Here is a 26,490-nt window from a genome sequence, read left to right as displayed (position 1 = left end):
TCAAAAAGGATACACATCTGTATGCCCTATCGGGGTGGCGGTCAGCAAATTGCGATGGGTAGCGGAGTCGATGAACCTACAGATTGCTCGCTCCCGCTCCCCCTTCGATGGGGAGCGAAACACCGTTAATGTAGGAGGACTTGGGCGAAGAGAGGAACGCCACGGCGTCGCCGAGTTCCATCGGGTCGCCGATGCGCCCAACCGGAATACCCGACCCTCTGGCTTCAACTCCTTCCTCGTAGTTCTCGTACTCACCACGCTCGACGGCCTGCTCGACGAGTTCCTCGATCCGGGAGGTCTCGTGGGGGCCCGGCAGCACCGCGTTCGAGCGGATCTCCGGACCCAGTTCCTTCGAGAGGGTCTTCTCGAGGCCGATGACGGCCATCCGGACGGAGTTCGAGAGCACCAGCGAGTCGATAGCCTCCTTCACGGATCGGGAGGTGACGAACGTCATCGTCCCCTGATCGGACTCCTTGAGGTGGGGCGCGGCCTCTCGCACCGTCCGGACCGCGCTCATCACCAGCAGGTCAAACGCTTGGTACCAGTCCTCGTCGGTGGTTTCCTCGAAGGGTCCGCTGGGCGGGCCGCCGGCGCTCGTCACGAGCGTGTCGATGCCGCCGAACTCTTCGACGGTTCGCTCGACGAGATGCTCGATGTCCGCCTTCTCGGTCAGGTCGCCCTGTACGCCGACGACCTCGCCGTCGCCGACCGCGTCGACCTCCTCGACGGCCTCGGCGAGTCGCTCCCCGTCCCGGCCGTTGAGCACGACGTTCGCGCCCTCGCGGGCCAGCGCCGTCGCCGACGCCTTCCCGAGGCCGCTGCTCGATGCGGTCACCAGTGCGCTCGTGTCTGCGAGTCCGAGATCCATACCGCTGAGGTGGGAGGGAGGGCCCTTAAACCCGACTCGCTCCGGAAACGTCCGGGGGGTTCTGCGTCGCAGCGACTGCGGGATGCCTTCGGGATCGGAAACGGATCCCGTGGCGGACAGGACAGAACGGGATCAGTGGTGGTCACCGCTCCCGACGTTCCACGGAGTCCGCCTCGACTGTCCATCTCACCGAAGAACAAAGCCCTCCTTGAAGGGGTCGGCCGGATCGATGGTGAACTCACTCGTTCCCGTGATGTACGCTTTTCCTTCGATGACGGGAACCACGGCATCATATCCGTGGAACGTGGTTCGTTCGGCTATCCGCCCGATGAATGTCGAATTAATCAGGCTCTCGACGACGAACTCCTCGCCGGGTTCGAGGGCCCCTTTCGCATGCTGAATTGCGAGGTGCCCGCTGACACCCGTTCCTGTCGGGCTCCGGTCGATCTCGCCGTCCGCGAAGATACAGACGTTTCGGATATTCGCCTCGTTTTTCGGCTCCTCGGTAAGAATGACGCCGTAGAGGAACCCGAGATCGTCGTCGGCTGGGTGGGTGAGCGAGATGTCTTCGGCAATAGCGGCTTTCACCGTTCGGCCGATATCGACGAACTCCCGTTCGGTCGTGTCCCCGAGTTCGATATCGAACTCACTAGCGTCACAATAGGCGTAGTAGGCGCCACCGAACGCCACATCGTACGTGACCGGTCCGTATTCCGGGATAACCGTTTCCTCGTCGAGCCTCTCGACGTACGAGGGGACGTTTTCGAAGGCAACCCGTTCGATCTCGCCTTCACTTCTCTGGGGGTGTGCTGTTACACGTCCTGCAGGAGTGTCCATCTCGATTGTCGGGGTGGCAGCCCTCACATCGACGGCATCGATCTCCGGAAGCACGACGCCGAGGGCGATCACGCCGTGTCCACACATCGTGCTGTACCCTTCGTTGTGAGTGAACAGGACGCCAATATCGCCATCTGGAGTCACCGGTTCCGTGAGAAGCGCCCCGTACATGTTGGCGTGCCCGCGAGGCTCCAGCATCAGCGCGCTTCTGAGCTGGTCGTGGTTGTCACGGACATACCGTCGCTTCTCGAGAATCGTGTCTCCGGGTATTTCGGGAAACCCGTCGATGACGACTCTGAGTGGCTCGCCACCAGTGTGCGATTCGACCGTCGTTATCCGTGGCCAGTTTGGTGGTGGTTCCCAACCCATATCCGGGCAGTCGTACCGGGGTGGGAAATAGTCTCCCCCCTGTCGTACTACGACGGGGTCAGCATATCCGCAGTCACGCGATCATACGCGTCAGAGAACGCCGACGCGTCTTCCGGCAGTAATGCAACGTTGAGGAACACTGCGTGCTCGGCGAAGTACTCTACGAGTTCGACGAGCCGTTGCGAGTCCACTGCCTCCACCGAATCAAGGAGGAGGAACGGAACGGATTCGTCGATATCGTGCACGAGATATCCGGCAAGCGCGACGATCAATCCGATAACTTCCCGTTCACTTTCCGAGAGTGTGTCGACGATATCTTCGTACACCCCACCCTCCGACTCGCGCACGATGTGCAGTTCGAACTCACCCGTCTCCATTCGGGTAGCCGTCTCCGATACCTTCCGTTCGATCCACACACGGGCGATGTTCTCGTAGCGGAGCCGATCCAAGATATCTTCCATGTGTGAGTTGAACGAGTCGACAGCGTTCCGTTCCAAGTCAGCAACGTGGGTACGGAGATCTTCCAACTCCTCCCGAATCGACTCGATTTCGGTTTCGATGTCGTCGCGTTCCTCTCGGACGTCCTCGATATCCGCTAACTCGGATTCGACGTCCTCTATTTTCGCCGCGATCTGTCCGCGCTCGTACTCCAGCTCGTTCAACTCTTGGTACGCATCGAGGAGATCGGATTCGCGTAACTCCGCAGTCGCTTCAATCTCTTCCTGCAGTGTCTCGATCTCTCCGCGTTTCGCATCGAGGGCTGCTTCCGTTTCTTCGATTTCCTCCACGATCTCATCTTGCTCTTTACGGACCTGTTCGAGCCGCGACTGGACACGCTGGCGTTCACGCCGTGTTTCCTGTAACGCCTCAAGGCGGTCTTGAACCGTCCCCAATTCAGCAGTGATGTCCGTCACTTGCTCGCGTTTCTGTTCAACGAGTGATTGGAGCTCCCGGGTACGAGACTGAATCGTGTTCTGTTCGACAGTGCTCCCGCAGGTCCAACATTCGACAGTCTGCGATTCCGGGGCCAGCTCCGCTGTTACCGATTCCGTCCCGTCGTCGGGCGTCACTCCGGGGAGGTCGGCTGCCTCGTCGACGATCCGTTCGTTGAAGTTGATGATCCGCGTGAGATCGTCGATGGTGTTCGTGAGTTCGTCCTTTCGTGCCTTCAGTGACGAAACGCGCTCTTTCAGATCGGAAATAGACTCTCCATCGTGTTCGGGATCCCGGTCGATCTCAGTCGGATCGATATCGTCTCGATTCGAAACATCGGTCGGCCCCGAACTCACTGCGTCATGGTACAACTCGGTAGCATCCTCTTTCAACTCCGTTTCTTCCTCACGAACTGCTTCGAGTTCGGCCTTCAGGACTTCAACCTGGTTTTCGAGGTCCCGAGCATCTTCCCGGGCAGATTCGACATCGTCGACGAGTTCCTCGGCCTCGGCAGCCATATCCATATCGGCTTGGTACTCGCTAACAATACTGCGTTTCTCCTCGATTTCGGATTCGATGTCTTCGAGTTCGGCTTGTAGCGCTTCTTTCCGGTCACTGAGCGCTGCTTCCTGATCGACTTGCTGGTCGATATTTCGTAACCGTGATTGCAGTTCATCGCGGTCGCTGGTTTTCTCGCGTATTTGCCGGCGGATCGCGTGAGTATCCACGGGCCGCATCAGAACATCCCGTAAGTTTTCGCCGCGTTCGACAGCATCACGCGCGTCGTTGTGTTCCAGTAGCGTACAGAACGCGTCGACGAGATCTTCGTCCTCGCAGTAGGGGTCGCCAGACGTCGTAATCTGCCCATGGTCACGTTCGTACGTTCGCGTGAACGTGTCTGTGTCGTTGAACGAGAGTTCGATATGACCAGAGTCGGCATCGCTCCGCAACGTCGCTTCACTCCCACCGAGTACACCGTTCAATGCGGTAAGGAGCGATGTTCGGTTCGTCGCGTTTTCACCTGTGAGGATCGTAATGCCAGGCGAGAACGGGACCGTACACTGCGTGATGCCTCCAATATTCTGGACATGCAGTGTTGCTTCAAGGGATTCGTCTATGACAGAGTCGACCCGATCGCTGAGTGCGGCTGCCGGGTCACCGCGGAGTTCGGTCTCGGACGACATTATAAGTTAGTGAAGGGTTCTGGAGTAATAAATACCACCGGTGTTCATCGCAAAGTTACCGTTCACTCCGATTGGCCCGAAGCACAACGGCACCCCTCGCTTTGGATAAATTCCCTCACGGTATATGTTGAATTACAACCATGACATGTGATGCGTGGGGAAATATTGACCGTGAAGTCGTCACCGATCGTTGCTTCGTTGGCGTTCGAAAGCCGCTCGATAGTCCGTTTGATAACGCTCGTGCATCTGGTTTCTGCCCACTCAATGATACTTTCTGCGGAGTCCAACGTAATCGTTTCAGTGCGTGATGTATCGACTCCGAGATGGTCGTTGAGATGCGTTTTGACGGTGCGGAACGAAACATAATCTTGTTGTAGCTGTTCGACGTCGATCCCGGCTTGCTCTAATTCGGTTTCTAATCGGGCTTTTTCTCGCCTCGATTCCCCGTCACCGTCGAGGATCGCGGTGATCTCGGCTGGATCCCGGTCGGTAGGAGATCCAGCGTTTTCCAGAGCCGTTGCGGTGAACCCGTCGTTGATTACCTGTTCGAGATCGCGGAGACTGGCGTCACCTTCCCGGTACTCGTGGGCGAGTTTGTCGTTCAAGCCGTCGCACTCATATTTCTCAATCCCGCGGCCGATTTTACAGCAGGCTGCATTCGACGAGCGAGTTCCCATTACTCACCGTGTTCGCCTGCTGTGTCATTAATTCGTCCATTGATTGGTGCGGTCTCTGATGGTTGTAGTCATGCATGAACTGTACATCGCTTGATGCGGGCGTTCAACTAGATAGCCGGATGATTTCTTTCGTTTCCCGAAGCGAACAGCCGGTCGCGTGGAGTCGGACGGCAACGCTCTGACGGGCGTCCCCAGAGCCCGAAGGGTTCTGATGTGCGGACGAGACGCTTCACGTTCGTCAACGTCGCCGTCCGCTCACGCTCCCAACATCCAAGATTCACCGTGTCAACGTCTCTTTGACCGGGTTCTGGTTGCGCATAGACACTAAAACCAACGAACTGCTCACTTCTTAGGCTGACTTAACTGGACAGTGGCCAGCGAATCGACTATTCGAAATACATGAAATACCAGTATAAGAGGTATTATTGAAATATAATAGTAAGGAGGCTACAGACGAGTTGAGAATAATATCTCAATATTTTAGTTGGGTTTAATAAGAAATAGCTAATAGGAATCTATATAGTTCGTATCTGGATCTATCATGGCTGTTTTTAAATCTAGATGCATCTCCGGCTTTCATAGTTTATCCGGTACAATAAATCACACACTAGTATTTATACATGTCTATGAGCAGAGGGGAAGGCGGTCTAGATACGACTAGAACGTTGAGAAAACTGCACTCAGGTCAGATCGGTGGCTACTCTCGGCTAGTCCAGAAGTCGAAAGACCGGCCGGGTGCGAACACGTCCAGCCCAACAGCTGTTTCGTCGCCCGTGTTCTCCACTGCGTGGGTCTCCCACGACTCCAGATGCACGGAGTCGTACTTTTCCAGAGTAACCGACTCCTCGTCCTCAAGGTGGATTGTCAGTTCACCTTCGAGACAGAGACAGACCTGCTCGTTCTCGTGGTCGTGCATCGGTGAGGAGTGGCCCGGCGGTTTCTCGAACCACTCGAAGGTGAACTCGTCGCTCCCGGCGAGGGCACGCCGTTGCCATCCTTCGTCGGGTTCGTACGTCTCTGCGTCGTCAGATGGGACGAACTCCATGCTGGATCGGTGTGGCGACGACGCCTTTACTGTTTGGGAGTTCCGTAGGCCGACGAAGGAAACCATACGGCTGAGCGACAGTACGGTCTCATAGACGGGGTCAACAGGTAGCATTGGGGGCCAGCAGTAGCAGGAAACTCGTTCACGGGAATCAGCCGGGACAGTCACAGCTTTTCGAGGCCGGTTCCCACCGGACCGCACAGCCACCGTCACGGCCACACATCGTGATCTGGACCTCGTCAGTCGAGATGCCTGACGGGACGAGTACTGCTTGCCACACCGACACACGCTCCTCGGGGGAGAGCTGAATCTCACCCGAGGTGAGATGTGTCCCGGATCTGCCCTCGATCCGGTTTACGTCAACCGATCCCTGTTCATCGTCCGAACTCGGCGTCGTTACTGGCCGAAACAACTGATCGGACGCAACCACGGCCAACGAGATGTTCACGATCCCACCGAGGTCCAGCCGTGAACCCGTGGTGTTCTCGATCTCACCGGAGAGTATCGCGAGTTGGGTATCGGGCGGGATCGCGTCGTCCGGGGTTGACGCTGTCTCGAGCGTTCGCCTCGTCGAGATATCCGTCACCGTCACGTTCACCGACTCCGCCTCGTACCAGTCGCCGTACGCCAACGTAGTCGACGCCGCCGGCGCGGTCTCGGACTCGACGCCACCGGTTCGCGTGCGGTTCTCCACGTCAGATCCCGGCGACGAAGCACTCCCGAGACAGCCTCCGAGCGCGACCGTTGTCGTCGCGATGAGTTCTCGTCGGTACATCGTGTGAGTTGTGAACCGGTTGAAAGAGCTGATAATGGTTGGATGGGTATGGTCGTAGAGCGGTCAGTAGCCGTCCGGCGCCTCCCCGATCTCCCGTTCGACGGGCGTCAATCCGTACGGATACTCCATCAGGTTCTGGTATCCGTCCTCTTCGACGACGATGACATCCTCGAGCCGGACCCCCCCGCGGTCGGGATCGTACAGCCCTGGTTCGATGGTGATGACGTTGCCGGCACGGAGTTCCGCGTCGGCGTCTCTCGACTGGAACGGTTTTTCGTGGATTCGGACGCCGATCCCGTGCCCAGTTCCGTGATAGAGGCCGACTGCATCATCCCGTGACTCGTGAAGCCCTGTTTCGTACCCATACGATTCGATCACCTCCGCCATCGATAGATAGAGTTCGTCTGCCCCGACACCGGCGCCCGCCGAGAGGACATCGAAGGCCGAATCGAGGGCTTCCCGGACCACCTCGAACGCCTCCTGTTCCCAGTCGCGTATTTCGCCGGGAACGAACGTTCGAGAGATGTCACCGAAGTATCCGAACGGGCCACGCGGGCCTAGATCGATCAGGACCGTCTCATCCGGGCGAATCGGGGCATCGCCCGTGAAATGTAGCTCGGCACAGGACTCACCTGCGCCGATTACGACGTTGCCCATATCACGGAGTCCGAGACTCACAAGTTCCTTCTTTACTTCACGCCGGAGTCGTTCCGTGGTCAACGCGTCTCCTTCCCACCGCACCTCGTCGGCGGCGACGACTGCTTCCGCCAGGACGGTTTCCGCACGCGCGATACCGCGCTGCACACCATCGGCCATGTGTGCAGCGATCCGTTGTTCTGCGTCGCTCTTCTCACACCAAATTGTATCCGGTTCCGAGACCACATCGACGGATGTCAGTGACTCGAGATCCCGAGCAATTCCGACCGATGTCGTGTGCGGGATGCGGACCACTCCGTCGGTTTCGATGATGTCCGAGACCGCCTCGACGATCCCACGTTCGGCGTCCGTTTCCAGGATGCTGTCGCCTGGGAACTTTCGCTCCGCCTCCGGGCGATACCGTGGACGGAGACACACTGTCGCCCCATCTGCTGTCAGGACGAACGCCGCAAGGTTGTCTTCGGTGTCGACCCGGGTGAGGTACCGGAGGAGGTCGTCAGTGCCATCGCCGATGTGGACGTAGGCGTCGGCGTCCGCCGATCTAACTGCGTCTGCTAGCCGAATGTAATCAGTATCGAGAGTTTGTGGAACGGTCACATCTAACACTCCACGACGGGTTCCTTAACTTTTCAGGTGGTGATTCTTCCCAACTACGTTCGAAAATATCGGTCAGTGCCTCACGTGCTGCCGGAGTAGTGGTGGCAGGAGCAGTATCGACCCGCAGACGGTTCAGTGAACTGTGGTTCGTCGGTTTCACAGATCTCTCCGATGTACTCCTGACAGCGAGTGTGGAAGCGACAACCCGACGGCGGGTTTTCCGGACTCGGTACGTCGCCCTCCAGGAGGATCCGGTCGGTCATCGATTCTGCGGACGCGTCCGGGACGGCTGACATGAGCGCTTTCGTGTACGGATGCTTCGGATCGTCGAATATCTCCTCTGTCGATGCGACCTCTGCCAGTTTCCCGAGGTACATCACTGCAACGTCGTCACAGATGTGCTTGATGACGCTCAGATCGTGGCTGATGAAGAGGAAGGTGAGGTCGTAGGTGTCCTGTAGATCACTCAGTAGATTGAGTATTTTTGCCTGAACGCTCACGTCGAGTGCGCTCGTTGGCTCGTCGGCGACGATCAGTTTCGGATTGACGCTCAGCGCCCGTGCGATTGCGACTCGCTGCTGCTGGCCACCACTGAATTCGTGGGGGGCACGCTGCAGATGTCCCTCTTGGAGTCCGACCTCGCTGATAAGTTCGAGCGTCCGGTCTCGGCGTTCCTCCTTCGACCAGTCGGTCAGGGTTTTCATCGGCTCCTGGATCAGTTCGGCGACAGACATCCGCGGATTGAGGCTGGACGCCGGGTCCTGAAAGATGATCTGCATGTTCCGTCGAATCTTCCGCATTCGTGATTTTCCGGCGTCGGAGATATCTTCGCCATCAAAGTAGATATTCCCGTCCGTCGGATCGTGGAGCCGCATAATCGTTTTCCCGAGCGTCGATTTTCCACAGCCGGACTCGCCGACTAGCCCGAGCGTTTTCCCCTCCTCGATGGCCAGACTGACACCATCGACAGCCTTGACATCTCCCACTTTCCGATTCAGAATCCCGCCCTTGACCGGGAAGTATTTTTTCAGGTCTTTTGTCGCGAGTAGCCCGTCGTCCTGTGCAACTCCGTACGTCGACTGGATTGATTCACTCATACTTGTCCCCCTGGGTAGCCTTGTTTGTGACAGCCTGTGCATCTCCTTCCTCGACATCCCACGGCGGCGACGCCTCGCTCACGTCCGTGTACAGGTGGCATGCGACTTTGTGGGCGGCGTTCTCCTCGATCCGTTTGAGCCGTGGGTCGACCATCTCACACTCCTCACCGAGGTGCTCCGGACATCGGGAGGCGAACCGACACCCGGTCGGTGGATTGTAGAGGCTGGGAACTTGCCCCTCGATCGTCGGAAGCCGATCCACCGTTGAATCCAGACTGGGTATACTCTCGGAGAGTTTTCGCGTGTACGGATGCAACGGGTTTGTGAAGATATTCCTCATCGTGGCGGATTCGACGACACGACCAGCATACATCACGGCGATCCGATCGGAGATCTCGCTGATGACACCGAGGTCGTGGGAGATGAAGACCACGCTCATCCCGAACTCCTCCTGAAGGCTCTTGAGGAGTTCCATGATCTGAGCCTGAATAGTCACGTCCAGCGCAGTTGTGGGCTCGTCGGCGATCAGCAGGTCTGGTTCCGTGACGAGTGCCATGGCGATGACGACCCGTTGCCGCATCCCGCCACTCAACTCGTGTGGGTACTCGTCCATCAGTCGATCAGCGTCGGCCAACCCACAGGACTCCAACATGTCGATCCCCTTCTGCCGTGCCGCCGCTTTGCTCATGTTAGTGTGTCGGAGCAACGGCTCCATGACTTGGTGGCCGATCGTCAGGACGGGATTCAGGGACGTCATGGGGTCTTGGTAGACCATCGAGATCTGGTCTCCCCGGATCTCGTTCAACTCCGTATCCGAGATCGAGAGCAGGTCGGTTCCCTTGTACTCGATCGTCCCGTCGACGATGTCGGCAGGCGGCGACTGGAGGAGTCCCATCACGCTCAGCACGGTGACGCTCTTTCCGCAGCCGCTTTCGCCGATAACGCCCAGCACTTCGTCGTAGCCAACTTCGAAGGAGATGCCGTCGAGCGCGTGGACTGTCCCCTCCTCGGTGTGGAAATCGACTTTCAGGTCTTCTACGGTGAGGATATTGTCGGTCATTGTTGGATTTCGAGGTGTTGGTGAGATGTCTGTGGTTGATTACTCCTGTTTCGGGTCGAGAGCGTCCCGAAGCCCGTCTCCTAGCGCGTTGAATCCGATGACGGTGACCATGATCGCCAGACCCGGGAACGTCGACACCCACCACTGCTCAGCGAGTTGGCTCCGGCCGATCGAGATGATCGCCCCCCACTCCGGTCTGGGCGGCTGAACCCCCATCCCGAGGAACGATAGCGCTGCGCTCCAGAGGATGACCGTCGGGATCGTCAGGGAGGTGTAGACGATGATGCTCGACATCGAGTTGGGGAGGATGTATCGTGTCATGATCCGGATGTCGCCGACGCCGGCAGACTCAGCGGCGTCGATGTACTCCTCCTCCATGATGCTCTTGACATCCCCTCGAACCAGGCGTGTGAACCCACGCCAGCCGACGAGGCTGACGGCGATGATTAACGATTCGATTCCCCCACCCAAGATCCCCGCGATCGCGAGTGCCAACACGATCCCGGGTATCGAGAGGCTGATGTCGACCAGCCGCATGATGATCGACTCCGTCCAGCCGCCGTAGTACCCGGCGATCAGACCGAGTAAGACGCCGATCGCCATCTGTATGCCGACGATAACGATCCCGAGAAACACCGTGTACCGGGAGCCAAACACGACTCGGGAGAAAATATCACGACCGAGGTTGTCCGTTCCGAACGGATGATCGAGGCTCGGTGCCTCCCTGATCGAATTGTAGTCCGCTTCGGTTGGGCCGTAGGGCGCAATAACTGGAGCGAAGATTGCTGTCAAAACGAGAGTGACAGCGACGACCGCGCCGAACACGGCGAACCAGTTTCTGGACAGTCGCCTCAAAACCATCCGGAACCGTGCTCCACGGCTGATGTCGGTCGCGCCTTGACCAGTGGTACCGGATGACGCTGACTGCGTGCTACCCTGTGCCATGATACCTATCATTTCGCTCAGTCATGTTAAGGTTGTGATTCAGGGGCCTCTTTCTTCTTATTGTTGCCCATCTCGAATACGGGTTCCCCGTTGTAGATGGTCAAATTCGGCGGGTTCAGCCGGATTGAAACGTCCCGATCTGCGGAATCTTTATTAGGGGTCATTCACACATGCTGGTATGGCAAAGCATGCCAAAAAAGACGGGGAGCGTGTCGACCGGCGGAGCTATCTCCGTCATATCGGAGCCGGTGCAACAAGCGTCGTCCTCGCCGGGTGTACCGGTGGAGACGGCTCAGAAACAGGGAGTCCGACGACCAGCGGAGGGCCGGACGACACGGACCCAGACACCGAAACGCAGGCACCAGACACGAAACGCAGCGACGAGACGCTCGTTATCGGGATGGCGTCGGCTCCGGATACCCTCGACCCGCACAATATAAACCGCCTGTCTGCACAGGAGATCATCTCGAGTTTCGCCGAACCGCTATTCCGCGATAATCCAGAGGGTGAACCCACGCCACACCTCGTGAGCGAGTGGGAACAGAACGAGGACGCATCGCGGTTCGACTTCGTTCTGGAGGAGGGGATCACGTTCCACGACGGGGAGACGTTCGACGCCGAAGCCGCGGTCTGGAACCTCAAACGCATCCGGGAGAACTCGTCAGTCGCGAGCGACATCTCCGCGAGCACCATCACCACCGTCGAAGCCACTGGCGACTACGAGTTCTACGTCGAGTACGAGGACCCGTTCCCGCTGCTGCCGCGCCGGCTCACCATCTGGAACTTCAGCATGGTGTCGCCGGCCGCCGTCGAGGAGGCCGGTGAGGAGTTCGGCCAGTCGACAGTCGTCGGCACCGGTCCGTACCAGTTCGATAGCTGGAACCGCGGGACCGCGGTCACGGTCACGCGGTTCGATGACTACGATTGGGGAGCGGACTGGCTCACGACCCAGGGGCCGGGGTACGTCGGCGAGATACAGTTCGAACATCACCCGGAGGGATCGACGCTCCGAAACGAGCTGACAAACGGCGACGTCCACGGCTCCAAGTCGGTTCAGCTCTCCTACGCGAAAGAGATCGAGAACCATGAGAACACCCAGCTCGCGCGCAAGGAGTTCACCCGGCAGTCGTACCTCTGTCCCAACTGTCAAAGCAGCACGTTCAGCGAGGTCGACGTCCGGAAGGCCGTGGTCCACGCGATCAACAAGGAGGCAGTCATGCGGTCGACGGTGTCGGGCGAGGGCTACCCGATCTGGAACTGCGTAACTCCGAATCACAGCAACTCACTCGGCGAGAAAGAGTCCAAAGAGCTCGGACAGCAGTTCAATCCCAAACGCGCACGGGAACTACTCGAGAACGCCGGCTGGACGAACTCACAGCAGAGCGAAGTACGCAGCCGGGACGGCGAGGACCTCAGCATTGACTTCTTCACGTACACCATCGAGCGCGAGAAGCGCGCCGGCCGCGCGGTGGCGCCGATGCTGGAACGCGTCGGCTTCGACGTGAACCTGGAGATCCTCGAGGCGGGGACCCTATACAACAAGGTCGAGTCAGGTGAACATGATCTACTCATGATGGCGCTGGGCGGGACGTACGGCCTCAGCTGGCTCGAGAATGCCTTGCACAGCTCGCGGTGGTTCACCGAGGACAGCTGCTGTAACTTCTCGATCTGGGAGAACGAGGAGTTCGACCAGCTCATTGACGACACGAAGTCCGAGCCCGACCCGGAGGTGCGTGCCGAGAACGTGAAACAGGCACAGCGCATCGCCCTGGAAGAGGCACCGGTCGCTCCGATCTTCGGCTATAACAAGATCTTCGGCTACAAGAACGAGGTCAGTGGCGTGGACAATTGGACGGAACACGCCTGGTGGCCGGTCGAACAGTACGACCGATATATGGAACTGTTCCTCTGACGGGCGGGGATGCTGGGAAGTCATACCGTAAATCAACGTTCGACCGACGCGATCAGCCAATCGGGTGCAACACAGATTGACCGTTCACAACACGACAAAGGCACTGCCGAGGTGACAGATGTATAAATACACTATCCGGCGCTTCCTCGTGACGATCCCGGTCCTGTTCGGGGTCTCGATCGTCATTTCCTCGCTGATGTATATCGCACCGGGGAACCCCGCCCAAATCGCGCTGGGACGGAACGCGCCGGCGGACGCGATCGCCGAACTGGAGCGCGAGCTCGGGTTGAACCAACCGCCACACATCCGCTACATCGACTGGGTCTTCGGTGTGATGCAGGGCAACCTCGGGGAGTCGCTCCGGACGGGCCGTGAGGTCTCGGCGATGATCGCCGAGCGAATCGTTCCGACGATGGAACTCGCACTCGTCGCGATGGTTATTACCCTCGCCATCGCGCTCCCGCTCGGAGTCATCAGCGCCGTTCGTCAGTACACCTGGGTCGACAACGTCTCGATGGTCTTCGCGATCTTCTGGATCTCGATGCCGTCGTTCTGGTTAGGGCTGATCCTGATCCTTCTGTTCTCCGTCCGGATGGACGTGTTCGCCATCTCCGGCCGGCAGGGTGCGATATTCTCCGGGATCTGGCTCGCACACATCACGCTGCCAGCCCTTGCTACCGGGACACGTCGGGCAGGGTTACTGACGCGGTTGACACGGTCGTCGATGCTCGAAGTCCTCAACGAGGACTACATCCGCACAGCGAGAGGGAAGGGGCTCAAACGGCGCACGGTCATCTACACCCACGCCATGAAGAACGCGATGATCCCAGTCATCACCATCCTCGGGCTACAGATTCCGGCGATCTTCGGCGGTACGGTCATTATTGAAACCGTGTTCTCGTGGCCGGGAATGGGCCGGCTACTGGTGAATTCCGTGCTCCAGCGGGACTATGAGGTGGTTCAGGGGTTAGTGCTCGTCTACGCGATCATCGTGATCGCGGCGAACTTCCTCGTCGACATCGCTTACAGCTACCTCGATCCGCGGATCACGTACGACTGAACCCTTCCCGGTTTTTGCGTTTTTCTGGGTCAGCGGCGCCGCGTTCGCTCTCTTTTCGACACGAACGGTCGGGTAAGCCGTTGGAAGGGTAAGTTCGGATCAGTACTTGATTCGGAACGTCGAGACTGAGTCGGGGACCGGCCCGCCCCACTGCGCCTCTAGCTCCGAACGGTCAGTTTCAGACTCTGCCTCCCGGGCGTTCTCGTACCCGTCTCGAAGACCCGCAATCGGGTTTCCGGGGTCGTCCACGCGAAGGTTGTGGTACAGCTGTGGGGTCGGTGCGTGCACGAGGAGGGCAGCGCTCCAGTTGTCGCCTCGTTTGTCACCTCCAGCCTGCTCACCCGCTTCAAGCGCGGAGATGAGGCGTTCTTCGAGCGGGCCTTCCGCCGATCCAAACGTCTCGCTCATCGACTCAACCACCTCCGGACCAACAAGCAGGTTGCCGGCAGTCGTGTGATCTCCGCCGTCGACGTGGCCGGCCCACTCGTTGCACTTCTCACCGGTGTACGTGAACGACCGACCGTCTTTCGTGACTCCGTGGAGCTGTGTCCCGATCCCCCCTTCCCGATCCGTAATCAGCGATTCGGCCGCCGTCTCAAGGGGCACACCGCTGTTGAGCATCTGTAGAACGGGTTCACCGTAATCTGCACCGGAGTCCCACGCCTGGGTGGAAATTCCGCCGTGTTCGTTCACCCACGGGCACACGGCCCCGACGGCAGGGAACACGGAGGCAATCGCGACGCCGACCTTGTTCGTCTCCAGATCAACAGCAGTAATCGAGAACGTCATACGGTTTTAATCACCAAGATACGGATAGCTCCCCACCCCCTTTTAGATTGTGCAACACCGGACGTCGGCAAAGAATATGCGCCGAGGATCGCCGCACCAGCCCAGTTCTCCGTCGATCCCGCTTCAGTCGTTGGATCAGATGTTGATGATGTTGCTCTCGAGGTCCTTCGGGTAGTACGTGAGCGACCGGGTCCCGTCTTCAGTGACGAGGATCGTATCGGAGTGGCGGTAGCCCGCGACATCCGGGATGAACAGCGCCGGCTCGACAGTGTAGAACTGGCCGGAACGGAGCACCTCCTCGCTGCCACGGTCGAGGAACTCCCGCTCGTGGACACCGAGGCCGACGTTGTGGCCGGTGTGGTGCTGCGTGTAGTCGAGGAGCCCTTGTTCCTTGCAGTAGTCGTGGACCGCCTGGTCGACCGTCGATGCTTTGACACCCGGGCCCATGGCGTCGATGGCAATCTCCTGCATCTCCACCATGTGGTCGAAGTACTCCCGGTGATGATCGGGCGCGTCGCCGATGAACATCGTCCGCTCGAGTTCGGTCGTGTAACCGCCGATGTTCGCGGACGCGCCGGTGATGATGATGTCGCCGTACTCGAGCTCTCGGTTCTCCGTCAGGCCGTGAGGAAGCCACGTGTTCGACCCCGAGAGGAAGCCCGCGTGAGCCGGGAACCCACCGCGGAGGTGCGAGTCGTAGCGATCACCGAGAGCGTCAAGCATCGACATCGACGCGTCGAGGCTGGCACGCTTGGCGACCCAGAGCTCGTGTTTTCCGGGTTCGGCGTACTCTTCGAGCTTCTTGTGCGCGAGGTTGCCCCATTTCGCGGACTCCTCCATGAGCTCGATCTCCACGTCGGATTTGGCCTTCCGGAGGTCGGTGATCCACTCGACCGTTTTGGCCACGTCGACATCGGCGAACTCGTCGAGCGCAGGGCCGCTGTACCCCCAGTAGCCCGGCGCGCCGTTCATATCGGCGACGGCGGTCTCGACGCCCAGGTCCGAGAGCATCTCGGCGATCTTCTCCTCGGGCGTCACGGAGGAGTGCTGGTAGTACGTCGTCCCCTCGTGGGTTCCGCCAGGGTAGTCGTAGTAGTTGTACACCGTCTCCAGCAGCGGGAACTCGTCGTCGACAGCCCGATCGAGTTCGAGCCGCGGGACGGTAATCGCGGTATGGTCGTCCGTCACAGCCAGACAGACGGGGCGCTCGGTCTGAAGGTGGTGGAACCCGCTGAGCCACTCGATAGACGTGGACGAGAACAGAACGAGTGCGTCGACGCTCGCATCAGCGATCTTCTCCCGAACGGTTTTGATTCGATGTTCGAACTCCTCGGTTGGCACGCTAGTCAATGCCATACAGTATCGGTGGAACCATCTACAATAAATGTTTGCCAACCAGAGATAATCTCTTGGTCCGGCGTATCGGGGACAAATGGCTGCCGCCCGGACGGGAGTCCGTCTGATCGGTGGTGTTGAGCAATATCGTCTCAAACGACTGGATAGAGAAGTTCGTTGATTTCGAGTTTCGGCTTTTACTTCGGAGAGAACGTGGAGTCCGTACCCGATTACGGGGTCGACGGCAGCAACGACATCGATCCCTCCGGCCCTGGCAACAACATCGATCCCTCCAGCCCTGGGGTTCAACACGTGATCGTATCGCCGCTTCCGCGCTGAGTCGGGCGTGACCGTTGATTGCGTCGAGCCCAACGTTCTTTACAGACTGTCTCCCATACCGGGACGATGCAGACCGGAATCGCAGCCCGACTCGACCGAATCGGCACAGACGGAAAGATGCTGAACGTCCCGATGGACCACGGGATCACCATCGGCGCCACCGACGGACTCAAAGACATCGAATCGACGATAGATCAGGTGACGGCTGCTGGCGCGGACTCCGTCCTGACACAGAAGGGGTTAGCGGATCGCGTTCACCCGAACAAGAACGGCGCTGGGTACGTCATTCACCTGAACGCGTCGACGACGCTCGGGCCTGATTCGAACGATAAACGCCTCACCGGGACGGTCAAGGAGGCCGTTCAACGAGGTGCTGATGCGGTCTCGCTCCATCTCAACGTGGGAAGCGACTACGAGCCAAAGCAGATCGAGGATCTTGCAGGGGTTGTCCAGTCGGCCGCCGAACTTGGGGTTCCGGTGTTGGCGATGACCTACGCTCGGGGGCCCGGGATCGACGAGGAGAATCCCGACCAGCTTGCCCATGCAGCCCGGCTTGGGGAGGAGCTGGGAGCAGACATCATTAAAACCGGATACTCGGGCGACCCGGAAAGCTTCGAACAGGTCGTTGACGCGACGGCACGCCCGGTTATCGCGGCGGGTGGATCACCGCGACCGGACCGCGAGATGTTGACCCAAGTTCGCGGAGTCATGGATGCGGGCGCGGTCGGGGTTTCGATGGGCCGCTCGGTCTTCCAGCACGAGGACCCGGGCGCGATGACGGCCGCCGTTTCTGCGATCGTTCACGAGGACGCATCGCTCGAAGAAGCGGTGGCCGAACTAGAGTGACCAGAGGCAGGGACTGATCCTCTATCGGGTCGACGTGCCTCGCAGGCGTTGGCTCACTTCGGGCCATCCCCTCTATAAGTACCTCGGTCAGCAATCGGCGACGAGCGGAGGCCGACCCGGACGGGATTTTTGACAGCGATCCAGTGGACGCACATCTGGATTGCGTTACCGAAGCACGGTACGGGATCGCCCCGTTCAGTCGATCACTGTCCCTTCCCGCAGGTGACCACCGTTGGCGAACCGGTCTGCGGTCAGGGACGAAACATCCACGAGCGATGGCGACCCGTTAGTGACTATTTCCGCCACGATTTGGCCCGTCGCCGGTGACTGCATGAACCCGTGTCCGGAGAACCCAACGGCGTTGATGAACCCCGGGATCGTCTCCTCGAGTATCGGGTGGTGATCCGGTGTCACGGCATAGAGTCCGGCCCATCCCTGATTTACTCGGGTTTCGGGCCCGAAGTAGCTCGCAACCTCTGCTCCCCGCTCGATAACTTCGGCAGCCCAGTCGATTGATGTCGAAGTTGAGAAGTCATCCGGGTCCTCCTCGGGATCGGCGTCGCTGAAATGTCCACCGGCGACAGCAGCGCCTTTCCGTTCTGGTCTGAAGTGGAACCCGTGATCGCTGTCAACCGTGAACGGAACGTCTTCGCTGACCGGCTCCTCAGGGTCGACAACCATCAGTTTCCGGCGTTTCGGATCAACAGGGAGATCGATATCGACCATCTTTCCTACCTGTTTAGCCCAGGCGCCGGCGGCGTTGACGACGAAATCAGCGGGAATCGTTTCTGCCTCGGTTTCGACGCCGGTCACTTCCCCCGAACCGTTCTGCAGGACATCGACGACTTTGGTTTTGGTTCGGATTTCGGCGCCGGATTCGCGTGCAGCGTCCGAAAACCCCTGGAGTGCGAGATGCGGATCAGCGATCCCATCGATTGGACAGTAAGTTCCACCGACGAACTCCTCGTGGTAGAGTCCCGGGCAGAGCTCTTTTGCCTCCTGTGGCGTAACGAACCGACTGGGTATGTCTTGCTCGTTCTGTTTCGCCACGTTCTCCCTGAACTGTTCGGCCGTCGATTCAGTGCGAGCCAAGAACAGATAGCCCGGTCGCCGATATTTGATGTCGACCCCGAACTGTTCGTCGAACGACTCCCAGACTTCGATACTTTCCTTTGACAGTGCCGAACTGACTGGGGACGTGAACTGCGCTCGGATGCCGCCGTTCGCACGACCCGTGTTCCCCGCCCCGATACTGGATTTTTCGAGGACGGTCACGTCGGCGCCTCGCTGCTCCAAGTAGTACGCGGAGGCAAGCCCGATGATGCCGCCGCCGACAACGACGACGTTCTCCGGGTCCCCGCCATACTCGTTAGTCATTGACCTTGCCCTTGCTGTCGGTTCGTTTTGGCCGCTCTTGCAGCCACCGGTTGTTCCGTTCCATTCAATATCTTGACTGTTGTCCTTGGCTACCTACTTCACGTGGGTTCGGCTCTGTTCGCGCATGAACTGTTGCAGGTACCAGTACCCGCCCGCGAACTTCCCTGTCGTCCCTGAGAACTTCCAGCCGCCGAACGGCTGGGCTTGGACCAGTGCCCCGGTCGTCGCACTCTGGGACCGGTTCACGTAGCACATGCCGGACTCGACATCGGTAAACCACCGGTCGATCTCGTCGTCGTCCGTCGAGAAGAGCCCAGCACACAGTCCGTACTCGCTATCGTTCGACTTCTCGACCCCCTCATCGAGGTCCGAGACCGGGTGAACGGTAAGGAACGGGACGAAGTGCTCCTCACGCGCGAGTTCGTGCTCGTGGGGGATGTCCGTGACGACCGTGGGTTCGACGTACCGGGCATCCGGGAGATCCGGGTCCGAGACCTCTGCTCCGCCCGTCAGTACCGTCCCGTCCTCGCGTGCCTGTTCCGAAATCGTGAGGTAGTGGTCCAGCGCACCGTCGTCGATCAGCGGCGAGATGAACGTCTCGCGGTCCTCCGGGCGACCGACGTCCAGCTTTTCGGTCTCTGCGACGAGTCGATCGGTGAACTCGTCGATGATGTCGTCGTACACGTAGACCCGCGACGTTGCGGAGCATTTCTGGCCGCTGAAGGAGAACGCTCCCTTCATCACACCTTCGACGGCGTCGTCGAGATCGGCCTCGTCGCTGACGATGACCGGGTTCTTCCCGCCGAGTTCGGCGATCACGGGTCCGCGCTTCCCGAGGTCCATGAACGTCTCCTGGATGCCGAGACCGACTTCCCGCGAGCCCGTGAACGCGACACCTTTGACGTCCTCGTGCTCGACGAGCGGCTGGCCGACGTCCCGGCCGCTGCCGAGGACGAGGTTGATAACGCCGTCAGGGATTCCCGCCTCGTCGAGGATTTCCAGGTATTTCTGGGCAACGAGCGGGGTGACGCTTGCCGGTTTGACCACCGCGGTGTTCCCGGTGAGTAGTGCACCGGTCGACATCCCGACGAGAAGGGCCATCGGGAAGTTGAACGGGGAAATGACGGCAAAGACCCCGTACGGCCGCAGCAGGTTCGTCGTATGTTGGCCGGGCGTTGGTTCCCCCGTGTCGAACTGATAGCCGTTCGACCGGGTGAACTCTCGACTGTAGAAATCGAGGAAGTCGATCGCTTCGTCGACGTCAGCCATCGCCTCGGTTCGATTCTTCCCGTTCTCGAGCGAGAGCGCGGCCGCTAGTTCGAACTTCCGCTCCCGCATGATTTCGGCCGCCTGCGTGAACACTTCCGCCCGCTCCTCCGGATCTTTCGCCTCCCAGTCGGGGAACGCATTTTTGGCGGCGTCGACCGCTGAGTCAACCTCCTCTTCGCCGCCCGAGGCGAACTCCCCGATCGTCACGTCAGTATCGCCCGCGGCCTCGACAGGGAAATGGTCGTCAGTCTCGACCGATTCCCCGTCGATTTCCAACGTGTAGAACTCTCCCAGTTCGCGTTTCACCGATTCGACTGCTGCCTCGTAGGATCGATGAAACTCATCAAGAGAATCGTTCTGTTTGTGTGTGAGGTGCGTCAGTTCGTCCTCATACTCGACGGGTTGCACGCCTAGATGAATATAGTGGATTCACTTATAGCTTCGTCCTGATCAACTTTCTACATACCGCGGTTGAATCCGTTAGATCGCCAAGTTTCGTGGCTCTCGTGGGTTGATAACTTGATTCGCGTGGTTGGATGACGCTTGCTGATCCTCTCCACGGCGTTCTCGTGATCAACCTCGGTAGGAACGAACCTGAGCTGGAGCCCCATACAGTACTGCCACTCAGTTGGTGGCGATGTTCGAGTAATTCGAACATTGAGGCTCTCTATAGTTTTCCACGAATGTGAGCCGTGTTGCACCCGGTATTCCACGTTGATAGCATTCGTTCATGATATACAAAGTGTATTTCACATCAGCCATCTTCATAATTACTATCTCTAAATAAGGTAATATGGATATTACAGGTACAGTAGGGCCGATAGGATACGATTTCCAATAATAGGCCGTTTATATGGGCACTAGAATATGAGAAGATACAATAAACGGGCATCGAGGCGCGGTACCACTAACCATATATCGTTGTGTGTTAGCTCAAACTGATTGAATCGACCAATATCAGGGGTTTCGAGGGCGAACGAGGATCGATCACGCTCAGCCCAAACAGACACCTTCATATAAACAGTTAGGAAATACGGACATTAAAGTGATAGCAGTGCTATGTGAGCACCATGCCAACGAACAACACAAATTCGGTGCATAAAACGACGGACCGAGCGATCGAAATACTCGATTTCATTAGGAGATCGAACGGCGCGACCCTAGGCGGAGTCCAGGAGCACTTCGATCTCTCCCGAAGCACCGTGTATATGCATGTTAATACGCTCAATCAGCAAGGCCTCGTCATTCGTGAGAACGGACAGTACTGGATCGGACTCCGATTCAGAGAGTTCAGCGAGAGCGCGAGGAGGCGGAAGCCGGGGTATCAGATAATCGAAAAGAAGGTGCGTGAACTCACATCGGAGACGGAGTCGGAGGTCGAATTCCTCGTTGAAGAAGTTGGCCGGATCAACCTCGTGTTCCACTCTGAGAGCGTGAGCCATGATCGGGTGCGGTTGTTTGCGCATAATACGGCAGCAGGGAAAGCGATCCTCTCTGAATACTCTGAGGAGGAGGTTCAGACCATACTGGATCGGTGGGGGCTCCCCAAACAGGCGCCGAATACGATCACTGATGAGGAACAGTTGCACGAACAACTTGAAGCCGTCTCGGAGAAGGGCTACTCGTACAACGACGGGGAGTGCTTCGAGGGATATCACGGGATTGGGGCTCCGATCGAAGGGCTGGACGGGTCAGTCATTGGTGCACTCACTATCGGCGGACCGGTGTACCGTGTGACGGAGGAGACACTTAAAAACGAGTTAGCTGACGTTCTCTTGGATGCTGTCGATGCAATCAAGGAATCGCTTCGCTCCCAGCAGGAGGCGATCTATTCGGAGTACGCGAACCGATCATAAGTTTCCGACGCCACCCACAACTTTGCACAATAAATTTACTGTGCAATCATTCATGGCACCAGATTGCCAACCCGTTTACCGAAGAGTACCTTCAGGTTTAAGTGAAAGGGCATACTCTAAACCAACAGGGTTCTCTTTGTCTTTCCAATTTTTGACTATATCATAACGTTTCGTTTCATCTAATATCGGTGACTAGGGTCGACTTGGGAGTATCATCTTCGTTGCTGTGGGCACGGTTAACAGAGAATTTCCTGTGAAATACTCACATCACCCGTCGAAAAACCCCAACAATATCCGGTATAATCGGCCTTTTGAAGGAGTACGTTACTGAATTAGCATGAGCACGGGCGCCGCTGGAACGGCCGATGATCAGTTCGATGAACTACGCGCTGAGGTCGAGGAGTACGAGGGGGGACTCGACGAGGCGTTCCCGGATGTGGGCCTCGGGTGGGAAGCGGAGAAGGCTGACCAGTGGGAGGAGTTCGCTGATCGACTGTCGGATGTCGACAGGTCGCAGCTCTCTGACCATGCCCAAGCGGATTACGACGTCCTTGAGCGGGAACTAGAGTTCCGCATTAAGCGGTACGACTACCAGATTCACCTCATGCCGGTCAATCACGAGGGGGGTCCTCACTCCGCGTACGTTCGGTATCCGTCACAACACTCCTTCGAGGAGTTGGACGACTACGAACGATATCTCCATCGGCTGGAGCACGCCGATGAGTACTTCGACGAGGCGCGGACCCTCCTGATCGAGGGGATCGAACGTGGATTCACACCCCCGCGATCAGTCCTTCACGGTCACGGTGAGATGATCGAGTCGTATCTCGTCGACGATTCAACCGAGAGCACCCTCTACGAGCCCTTCGAGGAGATGCCGGCTACTATCGACGAGACGGACCGTGAACGACTTCGGGACGCCGCCACCGCAGCGATCACCGACGCTGCCCTCCCCGCACTCGAACAGTTCCGCACGTTCCTCGTCGATGAGTACATCCCCGAGACGCGAGAGACGACTGCTTACGCCGATCTCCCGGACGGCGAGGCGTACTACGAGCACCTCGTCCGGTACTACACCACCCTCGATGTGACGCCCGACGACGTCCACCAGACCGGGCTGGAGGAGGTTGAGCGCATTCGCGAGGAGATGCTCGAAGTCATCGACGACGCCGGCTTCGAGGGCAACTTCGACGAGTTCGTTGAGTTCCTGCGGAACGACCCGCAGTTTTACCCCGACTCCGAAGAGGAACTCCTCGGCGAAGCGAAAGCCGTTGCGAAGGATGTCGACGGCCGGCTTCCGTCGCTATTCACGCTCGATGCGATGCCGACACGGCCGTACGGAGTTGAGCCGGTGCCAGAGGATATCGCCCCGAGCTACACGAGCGGACGCTACGTTTCGAACCCGACTGAGAGCGATTCCGGGACGTTCTGGCTGAACACGTATGGTCTGGACAGCCGCCCGCTCTACGCGCTCCCCGCGCTGTTCCTTCATGAGGCCGTTCCCGGCCACCACCACCAGATCGCCCACACGACGGAAAACGAGAAAGTCTCCGAGTTCCGCCGGGACAACCTCGTCAACGCCTACATCGAAGGCTGGGCCTTGTACGCGGAACGACTCGGTTTGGAGCTGGATGTGTATGAGACGCCGTACGAACAGTTCGGGCGGTTGAGCAACGAGATGTGGCGTGCCTGTCGGCTGGTCGTCGACACCGGGATTCACACGAAAGGATGGAGCCCAGAGAAGGCCCGAGAGTTCATGGCTGAGAACACCGCGCTGTCGATGCATAACGTCCGGACGGAGGTCGACCGATACGTCGCATGGCCCGGCCAGTCGCTTGCCTACAAGATGGGCGAAATTAAGGTTCGGGATCTGCGGCGGGAAGCGGAGGACGAACTCGGGGCCCAGTTCGATGTGCGAGCGTTCCATGAGACGTTCCTAGAAAGCGGGCCAGTGCCGCTCCCGACGCTGGCAGCGAACGTGCGTGAGTGGATCGACGGCTTCGAACGGGACACAAGCACGGAGCAATAGAACAGTGTACGAACAGATGATGACGGCGCTGTATCCCCGCCCTACTGCGCTACTCGGTCGCTTCGCTCCGTGCGTTGCTCCTTGAGGACGGGGAAGTAGCGCCTGATTTCAGGTAAATCGTCGCCAGATGGACATCAAGATTTGGCAGTTCTTTTTCCTAGCCACATTGCCGTCTGTAAGCTACAATGGCCTGTAGGCTTATTCAGTGTGGACTCCCGCTCCAGCCGAATACTCGCCGTTTGCGGTCTTCAGCGCCACTTGCTCGACAGCGATACCGTGAACTTCTGCAACCAACTCGTTGCTGATAGTATGAAGCGTCTGCTTGAGTCGACCGTTCTCTTTGTGACTGGATAGTATTCTCGTACGCCCGCGTGTGTTACATGGAAGTCGCCACGGCGCTTCCCATCGCCGCTACGCCAATGGCCGAACCTTACAGGTACAGGACGTGCCCGTTGCGGTGACGGCAAGCCGGTTTACCCCGAGGCATAATCCAATTCGTTGATCAGGTGGATACCGATATATGACAAAACACAGCCATTTACTCACGGTAATATGCTTATAACGGGGCGTTCTCAAACCACCAGACAGGGCATATAAAGGCGTATGATATAATAGACCATGTATACGAAACTATATTCGGGATTAGGCGATTTACGAAAGCGATTCTGTGATCTCTGAAGTAGTATTACACACTAGTTCTGAGAAATCATCCTCCAACCGAGCACGGTCGACCCGATAGGCGGGACCGCCGATGCTGATCGCGCCCAAAACAGAGTCGCTTGGGTCCATGATAACCGAACCGACGGAGCGATACCCTTCAATGCACTCCCCATCGTTCAGCGCATACCCTTTCTCCCGGATAGATTTGAGCTCAGATTTAAGCTTGGAGCGGGACTGAATCGTTTTATCTGTCCGTAGAGGTAAACCGTGCCTGTCGAGAATAGCGTCGACACGATTATCGGAGTACGACGCAAGGATCGCCTTTCCAGCTGCCGTGTTGTGGAGATAGAACTCGTTTCCGGGAACGAAGATCGACTCACTCATTGTTCGGGTGGCTTCCGACACGAGAATCAGTCGCCCATTCTCCTCTACAGTGAAGTCTATGTCCGCCTCAGTCCGATTTCTGAGTTCGTCGATCTTCTTCTCTACGAGTCGGTAGGAGTCGCGCATCTCAACTGCCCGCTTGCCGAGTGTGAGGTGGTGTAATCCAAGCAGATACTGCTCCCCCTTTTTTATCAGGAGATTGTTCGCCTGGAGCGTCGATAGGTGTTTATAGACCGTGCTTTTCGCCAGATCTGTCTCTTTGACGAGGCTGCGGAGCGTTGCCCCCTCCTGTTCAGAGACTGCCTCTAGAAGTCGGATTGATGTTGCGGTCGTGGTCAGTTTTTCATCCCCTGCCATATCGTAGCATATTCTCTAGGACCCTTAGTAGTTCGGGTATTAGAAACCCACCCGGAGAATATCGGGTTCACAATCGCCAATATGGGAGTGACTTTTGCCTATTCCCGCAGATATATTATACAGCTCCTCCGCTTGACTACCTATGCCAGATGATACCAGTCAGGGGCTACTGCGACGAGAATACCTCAAACGTGCAGGTGCTGGCGCTGCCGGAGCAGCAGGGCTAGCGGGTTGTCTCGGAGGTGGTGGGGATGGGCCCAACTCGATCGTTGTCGGTATCTGGGGCGGCAGTTGGCAGGAGACGATGATTGATGCGGTTTGTGATAGATACGAGGAAGACACAGGAATCAGCCTGGAGTACGTAGTCGGGGACAACACTGACCGTTTCAATAGGCTGATCTCCCAACGGGATGATCCGCCGGTAGACGTCTCACAGCAGGACGGCGGTGGGTTAGTTCGCGGGGAAAACGAAGATCTCTGGCTCGAGCTGAACGAAGAAATCGTCCCTCGAATATCCGAAGTACCGAGCCAGTTCAAATCCGACTACTGGACGCTCCAGATTTTCGCGGCGAGTTCCCTACTCTACAACACAGAAACGATGGACTCCGCCCCTGAATCCTGGGGCGCGTATCTCAATCCCGAATACCAGGGCCGTGTTGGCCTGTACACTCAGGACCCGACTCACGACCTACTTGCCTTCGCACTCTATCAGACGGACGGCGAGGACCCGACTGCTATGGATCAGGCGTTCGATATGTATGAAGAAGTCGTTGCAGAAATGGACCCCGTCTATATCACGTCCAGTGACGAGTACGGGAACCGATGGCAGAACGGTGAGTTAGACATCTCACGGTACTGGAGCGCGCGTGCTGCCTCATGGGCAGACAGTGGTGCACCAGTCTCGTTCTCGATTCCGAGCGCTGGTGCGTTCACAACGAACTTCGGAAACGCGATCCCGCGGAACATCCCGGAGGAGAAAGTCGATGCGGCCGGTGAGTTCATCAACTATACTCTTCAGCAGGAAGGGGCACAGGTTATCGCCGAACAGATGTACTACACCAACCCCATTCCCGACATTGAGTATCCCGAGGATGTCCAGGATAAGCTAATCCAGCAGGAGGACCTTGAACTACTTCAGGTCCCGCCATTCGACTTTATCGCGGAGAATCGGAGCGACTGGCAGCAGCGCGTTCAGGAAATCATCGACGAACACAGCTAAATCGGCCAACTACA

At 58.1% G+C, this 26,490-nt stretch carries 21 protein-coding genes and 1 pseudogene; 6 read left to right on the top strand and 16 right to left on the bottom strand.

Annotated elements, in window-relative coordinates; translation table 11 throughout:
- Positions 1–76 precede the first annotated feature (76 nt).
- The 11 genes and pseudogenes from J2753_RS06540 to J2753_RS06495 form a co-directional block, all read right to left on the bottom strand.
- Positions 77–868, bottom strand: coding sequence for an SDR family oxidoreductase (locus J2753_RS06540; protein ID WP_209491119.1), 792 nt, complete (start codon positions 866–868; stop codon positions 77–79).
- Between the two features lie 186 nt (positions 869–1,054).
- Positions 1,055–2,074 (bottom strand): proline racemase family protein, encoded by a 1,020-nt coding sequence (locus tag J2753_RS06535; RefSeq protein ID WP_209491118.1) that lies wholly within the window; start codon positions 2,072–2,074, stop codon positions 1,055–1,057.
- A gap of 47 nt (positions 2,075–2,121) precedes the next feature.
- On the bottom strand, positions 2,122–4,191 hold the full coding sequence (locus J2753_RS06530; RefSeq protein ID WP_209491117.1) for an archaea-specific SMC-related protein: 2,070 nt from the start codon (positions 4,189–4,191) through the stop codon (positions 2,122–2,124).
- Positions 4,192–4,253: 62 nt separating this feature from the next.
- Positions 4,254–4,868 carry a rod-determining factor RdfA gene (gene rdfA / locus J2753_RS06525; protein ID WP_209491116.1) on the bottom strand — a complete coding sequence of 205 codons (615 nt, stop codon included), beginning with the start codon at positions 4,866–4,868 and terminating at the stop codon, positions 4,254–4,256.
- An 81-nt stretch (positions 4,869–4,949) separates the two neighbouring features.
- Positions 4,950–5,149, bottom strand: a pseudogene (locus J2753_RS14740) (hypothetical protein); the annotation flags it as partial.
- A 416-nt stretch (positions 5,150–5,565) separates the two neighbouring features.
- Complete coding sequence (locus J2753_RS06520; RefSeq protein ID WP_209491115.1) at positions 5,566–5,913, bottom strand: cupin domain-containing protein; 348 nt, start codon at positions 5,911–5,913, stop codon at positions 5,566–5,568.
- Positions 5,914–6,064: 151 nt separating this feature from the next.
- Complete coding sequence (locus J2753_RS06515) at positions 6,065–6,688, bottom strand: hypothetical protein (RefSeq protein WP_209491114.1); 624 nt, start codon at positions 6,686–6,688, stop codon at positions 6,065–6,067.
- Positions 6,689–6,751: 63 nt separating this feature from the next.
- On the bottom strand, positions 6,752–7,942 hold the full coding sequence (locus J2753_RS14625) for a M24 family metallopeptidase (RefSeq protein ID WP_209491113.1): 1,191 nt from the start codon (positions 7,940–7,942) through the stop codon (positions 6,752–6,754).
- Between the two features lie 80 nt (positions 7,943–8,022).
- Positions 8,023–9,039, bottom strand: coding sequence for an ABC transporter ATP-binding protein (locus tag J2753_RS06505; protein ID WP_209491112.1), 1,017 nt, complete (start codon positions 9,037–9,039; stop codon positions 8,023–8,025).
- A complete protein-coding gene (locus J2753_RS06500; protein WP_209491111.1) occupies positions 9,032–10,099 on the bottom strand; it encodes an ABC transporter ATP-binding protein in 1,068 nt (355 codons plus the stop codon). The genes J2753_RS06505 and J2753_RS06500 overlap by 8 nt, the downstream gene beginning before the upstream one ends.
- A gap of 39 nt (positions 10,100–10,138) precedes the next feature.
- Positions 10,139–11,044: an ABC transporter permease gene (locus tag J2753_RS06495; protein ID WP_245334494.1), complete on the bottom strand. Its 906-nt coding sequence runs from the start codon at positions 11,042–11,044 to the stop codon at positions 10,139–10,141.
- 178 nt (positions 11,045–11,222) lie between these two features.
- Here J2753_RS06495 and J2753_RS06490 point away from each other — a divergent pair, with 178 nt between their 5' ends.
- Together J2753_RS06490 and J2753_RS06485 are read left to right on the top strand one after the other, a co-directional pair.
- Complete coding sequence (locus tag J2753_RS06490) at positions 11,223–12,956, top strand: ABC transporter substrate-binding protein (RefSeq protein WP_209491109.1); 1,734 nt, start codon at positions 11,223–11,225, stop codon at positions 12,954–12,956.
- Between the two features lie 118 nt (positions 12,957–13,074).
- Positions 13,075–14,016 (top strand): ABC transporter permease, encoded by a 942-nt coding sequence (locus J2753_RS06485; RefSeq protein WP_209491108.1) that lies wholly within the window; start codon positions 13,075–13,077, stop codon positions 14,014–14,016.
- Between the two features lie 99 nt (positions 14,017–14,115).
- Here the strand turns inward: J2753_RS06485 and J2753_RS06480 are convergent, their stop codons facing one another.
- Both J2753_RS06480 and J2753_RS06475 read right to left on the bottom strand, forming a co-directional pair.
- Positions 14,116–14,805: a DUF1028 domain-containing protein gene (locus J2753_RS06480; protein ID WP_209491107.1), complete on the bottom strand. Its 690-nt coding sequence runs from the start codon at positions 14,803–14,805 to the stop codon at positions 14,116–14,118.
- Between the two features lie 135 nt (positions 14,806–14,940).
- Positions 14,941–16,161, bottom strand: a complete 1,221-nt coding sequence (locus J2753_RS06475; protein WP_209491106.1) for a M24 family metallopeptidase — start codon at positions 16,159–16,161, stop codon at positions 14,941–14,943.
- A gap of 384 nt (positions 16,162–16,545) precedes the next feature.
- Between J2753_RS06475 and J2753_RS06470 the strand changes: the two genes are divergently transcribed.
- Entirely contained in the window at positions 16,546–17,325 is a 780-nt protein-coding gene (locus J2753_RS06470) for a 2-amino-3,7-dideoxy-D-threo-hept-6-ulosonate synthase (protein WP_209491105.1), read from the top strand.
- 195 nt (positions 17,326–17,520) lie between these two features.
- Here J2753_RS06470 and J2753_RS06465 read toward each other — a convergent pair whose 3' ends face one another.
- Positions 17,521–18,702: an NAD(P)/FAD-dependent oxidoreductase gene (locus tag J2753_RS06465; protein WP_209491104.1), complete on the bottom strand. Its 1,182-nt coding sequence runs from the start codon at positions 18,700–18,702 to the stop codon at positions 17,521–17,523.
- Between the two features lie 93 nt (positions 18,703–18,795).
- The gene (locus tag J2753_RS06460) at positions 18,796–20,379 is read right to left on the bottom strand and encodes an aldehyde dehydrogenase family protein (RefSeq protein ID WP_209491103.1); all 1,584 of its coding nucleotides are present in this window, start codon (positions 20,377–20,379) and stop codon (positions 18,796–18,798) included.
- 662 nt (positions 20,380–21,041) lie between these two features.
- Here J2753_RS06460 and J2753_RS06455 point away from each other — a divergent pair.
- Together J2753_RS06455 and J2753_RS06450 are read left to right on the top strand one after the other, a co-directional pair.
- A complete protein-coding gene (locus J2753_RS06455) occupies positions 21,042–21,827 on the top strand; it encodes an IclR family transcriptional regulator (RefSeq protein ID WP_209491102.1) in 786 nt (261 codons plus the stop codon).
- 337 nt (positions 21,828–22,164) lie between these two features.
- Positions 22,165–23,856, top strand: a complete 1,692-nt coding sequence (locus J2753_RS06450) for a DUF885 domain-containing protein (protein WP_209491101.1) — start codon at positions 22,165–22,167, stop codon at positions 23,854–23,856.
- A gap of 651 nt (positions 23,857–24,507) precedes the next feature.
- Here the strand turns inward: J2753_RS06450 and J2753_RS06445 are convergent.
- Complete coding sequence (locus tag J2753_RS06445; protein ID WP_209491100.1) at positions 24,508–25,257, bottom strand: IclR family transcriptional regulator; 750 nt, start codon at positions 25,255–25,257, stop codon at positions 24,508–24,510.
- A gap of 142 nt (positions 25,258–25,399) precedes the next feature.
- Between J2753_RS06445 and J2753_RS06440 the strand changes: the two genes are divergently transcribed.
- Entirely contained in the window at positions 25,400–26,476 is a 1,077-nt protein-coding gene (locus J2753_RS06440; RefSeq protein WP_209491099.1) for an ABC transporter substrate-binding protein, read from the top strand.
- The last annotated feature ends 14 nt before the right edge of the window (positions 26,477–26,490 follow it).

Origin of the sequence: Halolamina salifodinae (genome assembly GCF_017874235.1) — an archaeon.
Classification (GTDB): Archaea; Halobacteriota; Halobacteria; order Halobacteriales; family Haloferacaceae; genus Halolamina; species Halolamina salifodinae.
Note: the sequence above shows the minus strand (reverse complement) of the source record. Positions and strands in the feature narration are given on the sequence as shown.

What these genes read in the sequence shown, in the direction of transcription:
- J2753_RS06520 (WP_209491115.1), bottom strand. Translation starts at nt 5,913, where the DNA reads ATGGAGTTCGTCCCATCTGACGACGCAGAGACGTACGAACCCGACGAA.
- J2753_RS06540 (WP_209491119.1), bottom strand. Translation starts at nt 868, where the DNA reads ATGGATCTCGGACTCGCAGACACGAGCGCACTGGTGACCGCATCGAGC.
- J2753_RS06490 (WP_209491109.1), top strand. Translation starts at nt 11,223, where the DNA reads ATGGCAAAGCATGCCAAAAAAGACGGGGAGCGTGTCGACCGGCGGAGC.
- J2753_RS06515 (WP_209491114.1), bottom strand. Translation starts at nt 6,688, where the DNA reads ATGTACCGACGAGAACTCATCGCGACGACAACGGTCGCGCTCGGAGGC.
- J2753_RS06500 (WP_209491111.1), bottom strand. Translation starts at nt 10,099, where the DNA reads ATGACCGACAATATCCTCACCGTAGAAGACCTGAAAGTCGATTTCCAC.
- J2753_RS06465 (WP_209491104.1), bottom strand. Translation starts at nt 18,702, where the DNA reads ATGACTAACGAGTATGGCGGGGACCCGGAGAACGTCGTCGTTGTCGGC.
- J2753_RS06455 (WP_209491102.1), top strand. Translation starts at nt 21,042, where the DNA reads ATGCCAACGAACAACACAAATTCGGTGCATAAAACGACGGACCGAGCG.
- J2753_RS06530 (WP_209491117.1), bottom strand. Translation starts at nt 4,191, where the DNA reads ATGTCGTCCGAGACCGAACTCCGCGGTGACCCGGCAGCCGCACTCAGC.
- rdfA (WP_209491116.1), bottom strand. Translation starts at nt 4,868, where the DNA reads ATGGGAACTCGCTCGTCGAATGCAGCCTGCTGTAAAATCGGCCGCGGG.
- J2753_RS06485 (WP_209491108.1), top strand. Translation starts at nt 13,075, where the DNA reads ATGTATAAATACACTATCCGGCGCTTCCTCGTGACGATCCCGGTCCTG.
- J2753_RS06445 (WP_209491100.1), bottom strand. Translation starts at nt 25,257, where the DNA reads ATGGCAGGGGATGAAAAACTGACCACGACCGCAACATCAATCCGACTT.
- J2753_RS06450 (WP_209491101.1), top strand. Translation starts at nt 22,165, where the DNA reads ATGAGCACGGGCGCCGCTGGAACGGCCGATGATCAGTTCGATGAACTA.
- J2753_RS06495 (WP_245334494.1), bottom strand. Translation starts at nt 11,044, where the DNA reads ATGGCACAGGGTAGCACGCAGTCAGCGTCATCCGGTACCACTGGTCAA.
- J2753_RS06440 (WP_209491099.1), top strand. Translation starts at nt 25,400, where the DNA reads ATGCCAGATGATACCAGTCAGGGGCTACTGCGACGAGAATACCTCAAA.
- J2753_RS06480 (WP_209491107.1), bottom strand. Translation starts at nt 14,805, where the DNA reads ATGACGTTCTCGATTACTGCTGTTGATCTGGAGACGAACAAGGTCGGC.
- J2753_RS06470 (WP_209491105.1), top strand. Translation starts at nt 16,546, where the DNA reads ATGCAGACCGGAATCGCAGCCCGACTCGACCGAATCGGCACAGACGGA.
- J2753_RS06535 (WP_209491118.1), bottom strand. Translation starts at nt 2,074, where the DNA reads ATGGGTTGGGAACCACCACCAAACTGGCCACGGATAACGACGGTCGAA.
- J2753_RS06505 (WP_209491112.1), bottom strand. Translation starts at nt 9,039, where the DNA reads ATGAGTGAATCAATCCAGTCGACGTACGGAGTTGCACAGGACGACGGG.
- J2753_RS06475 (WP_209491106.1), bottom strand. Translation starts at nt 16,161, where the DNA reads ATGGCATTGACTAGCGTGCCAACCGAGGAGTTCGAACATCGAATCAAA.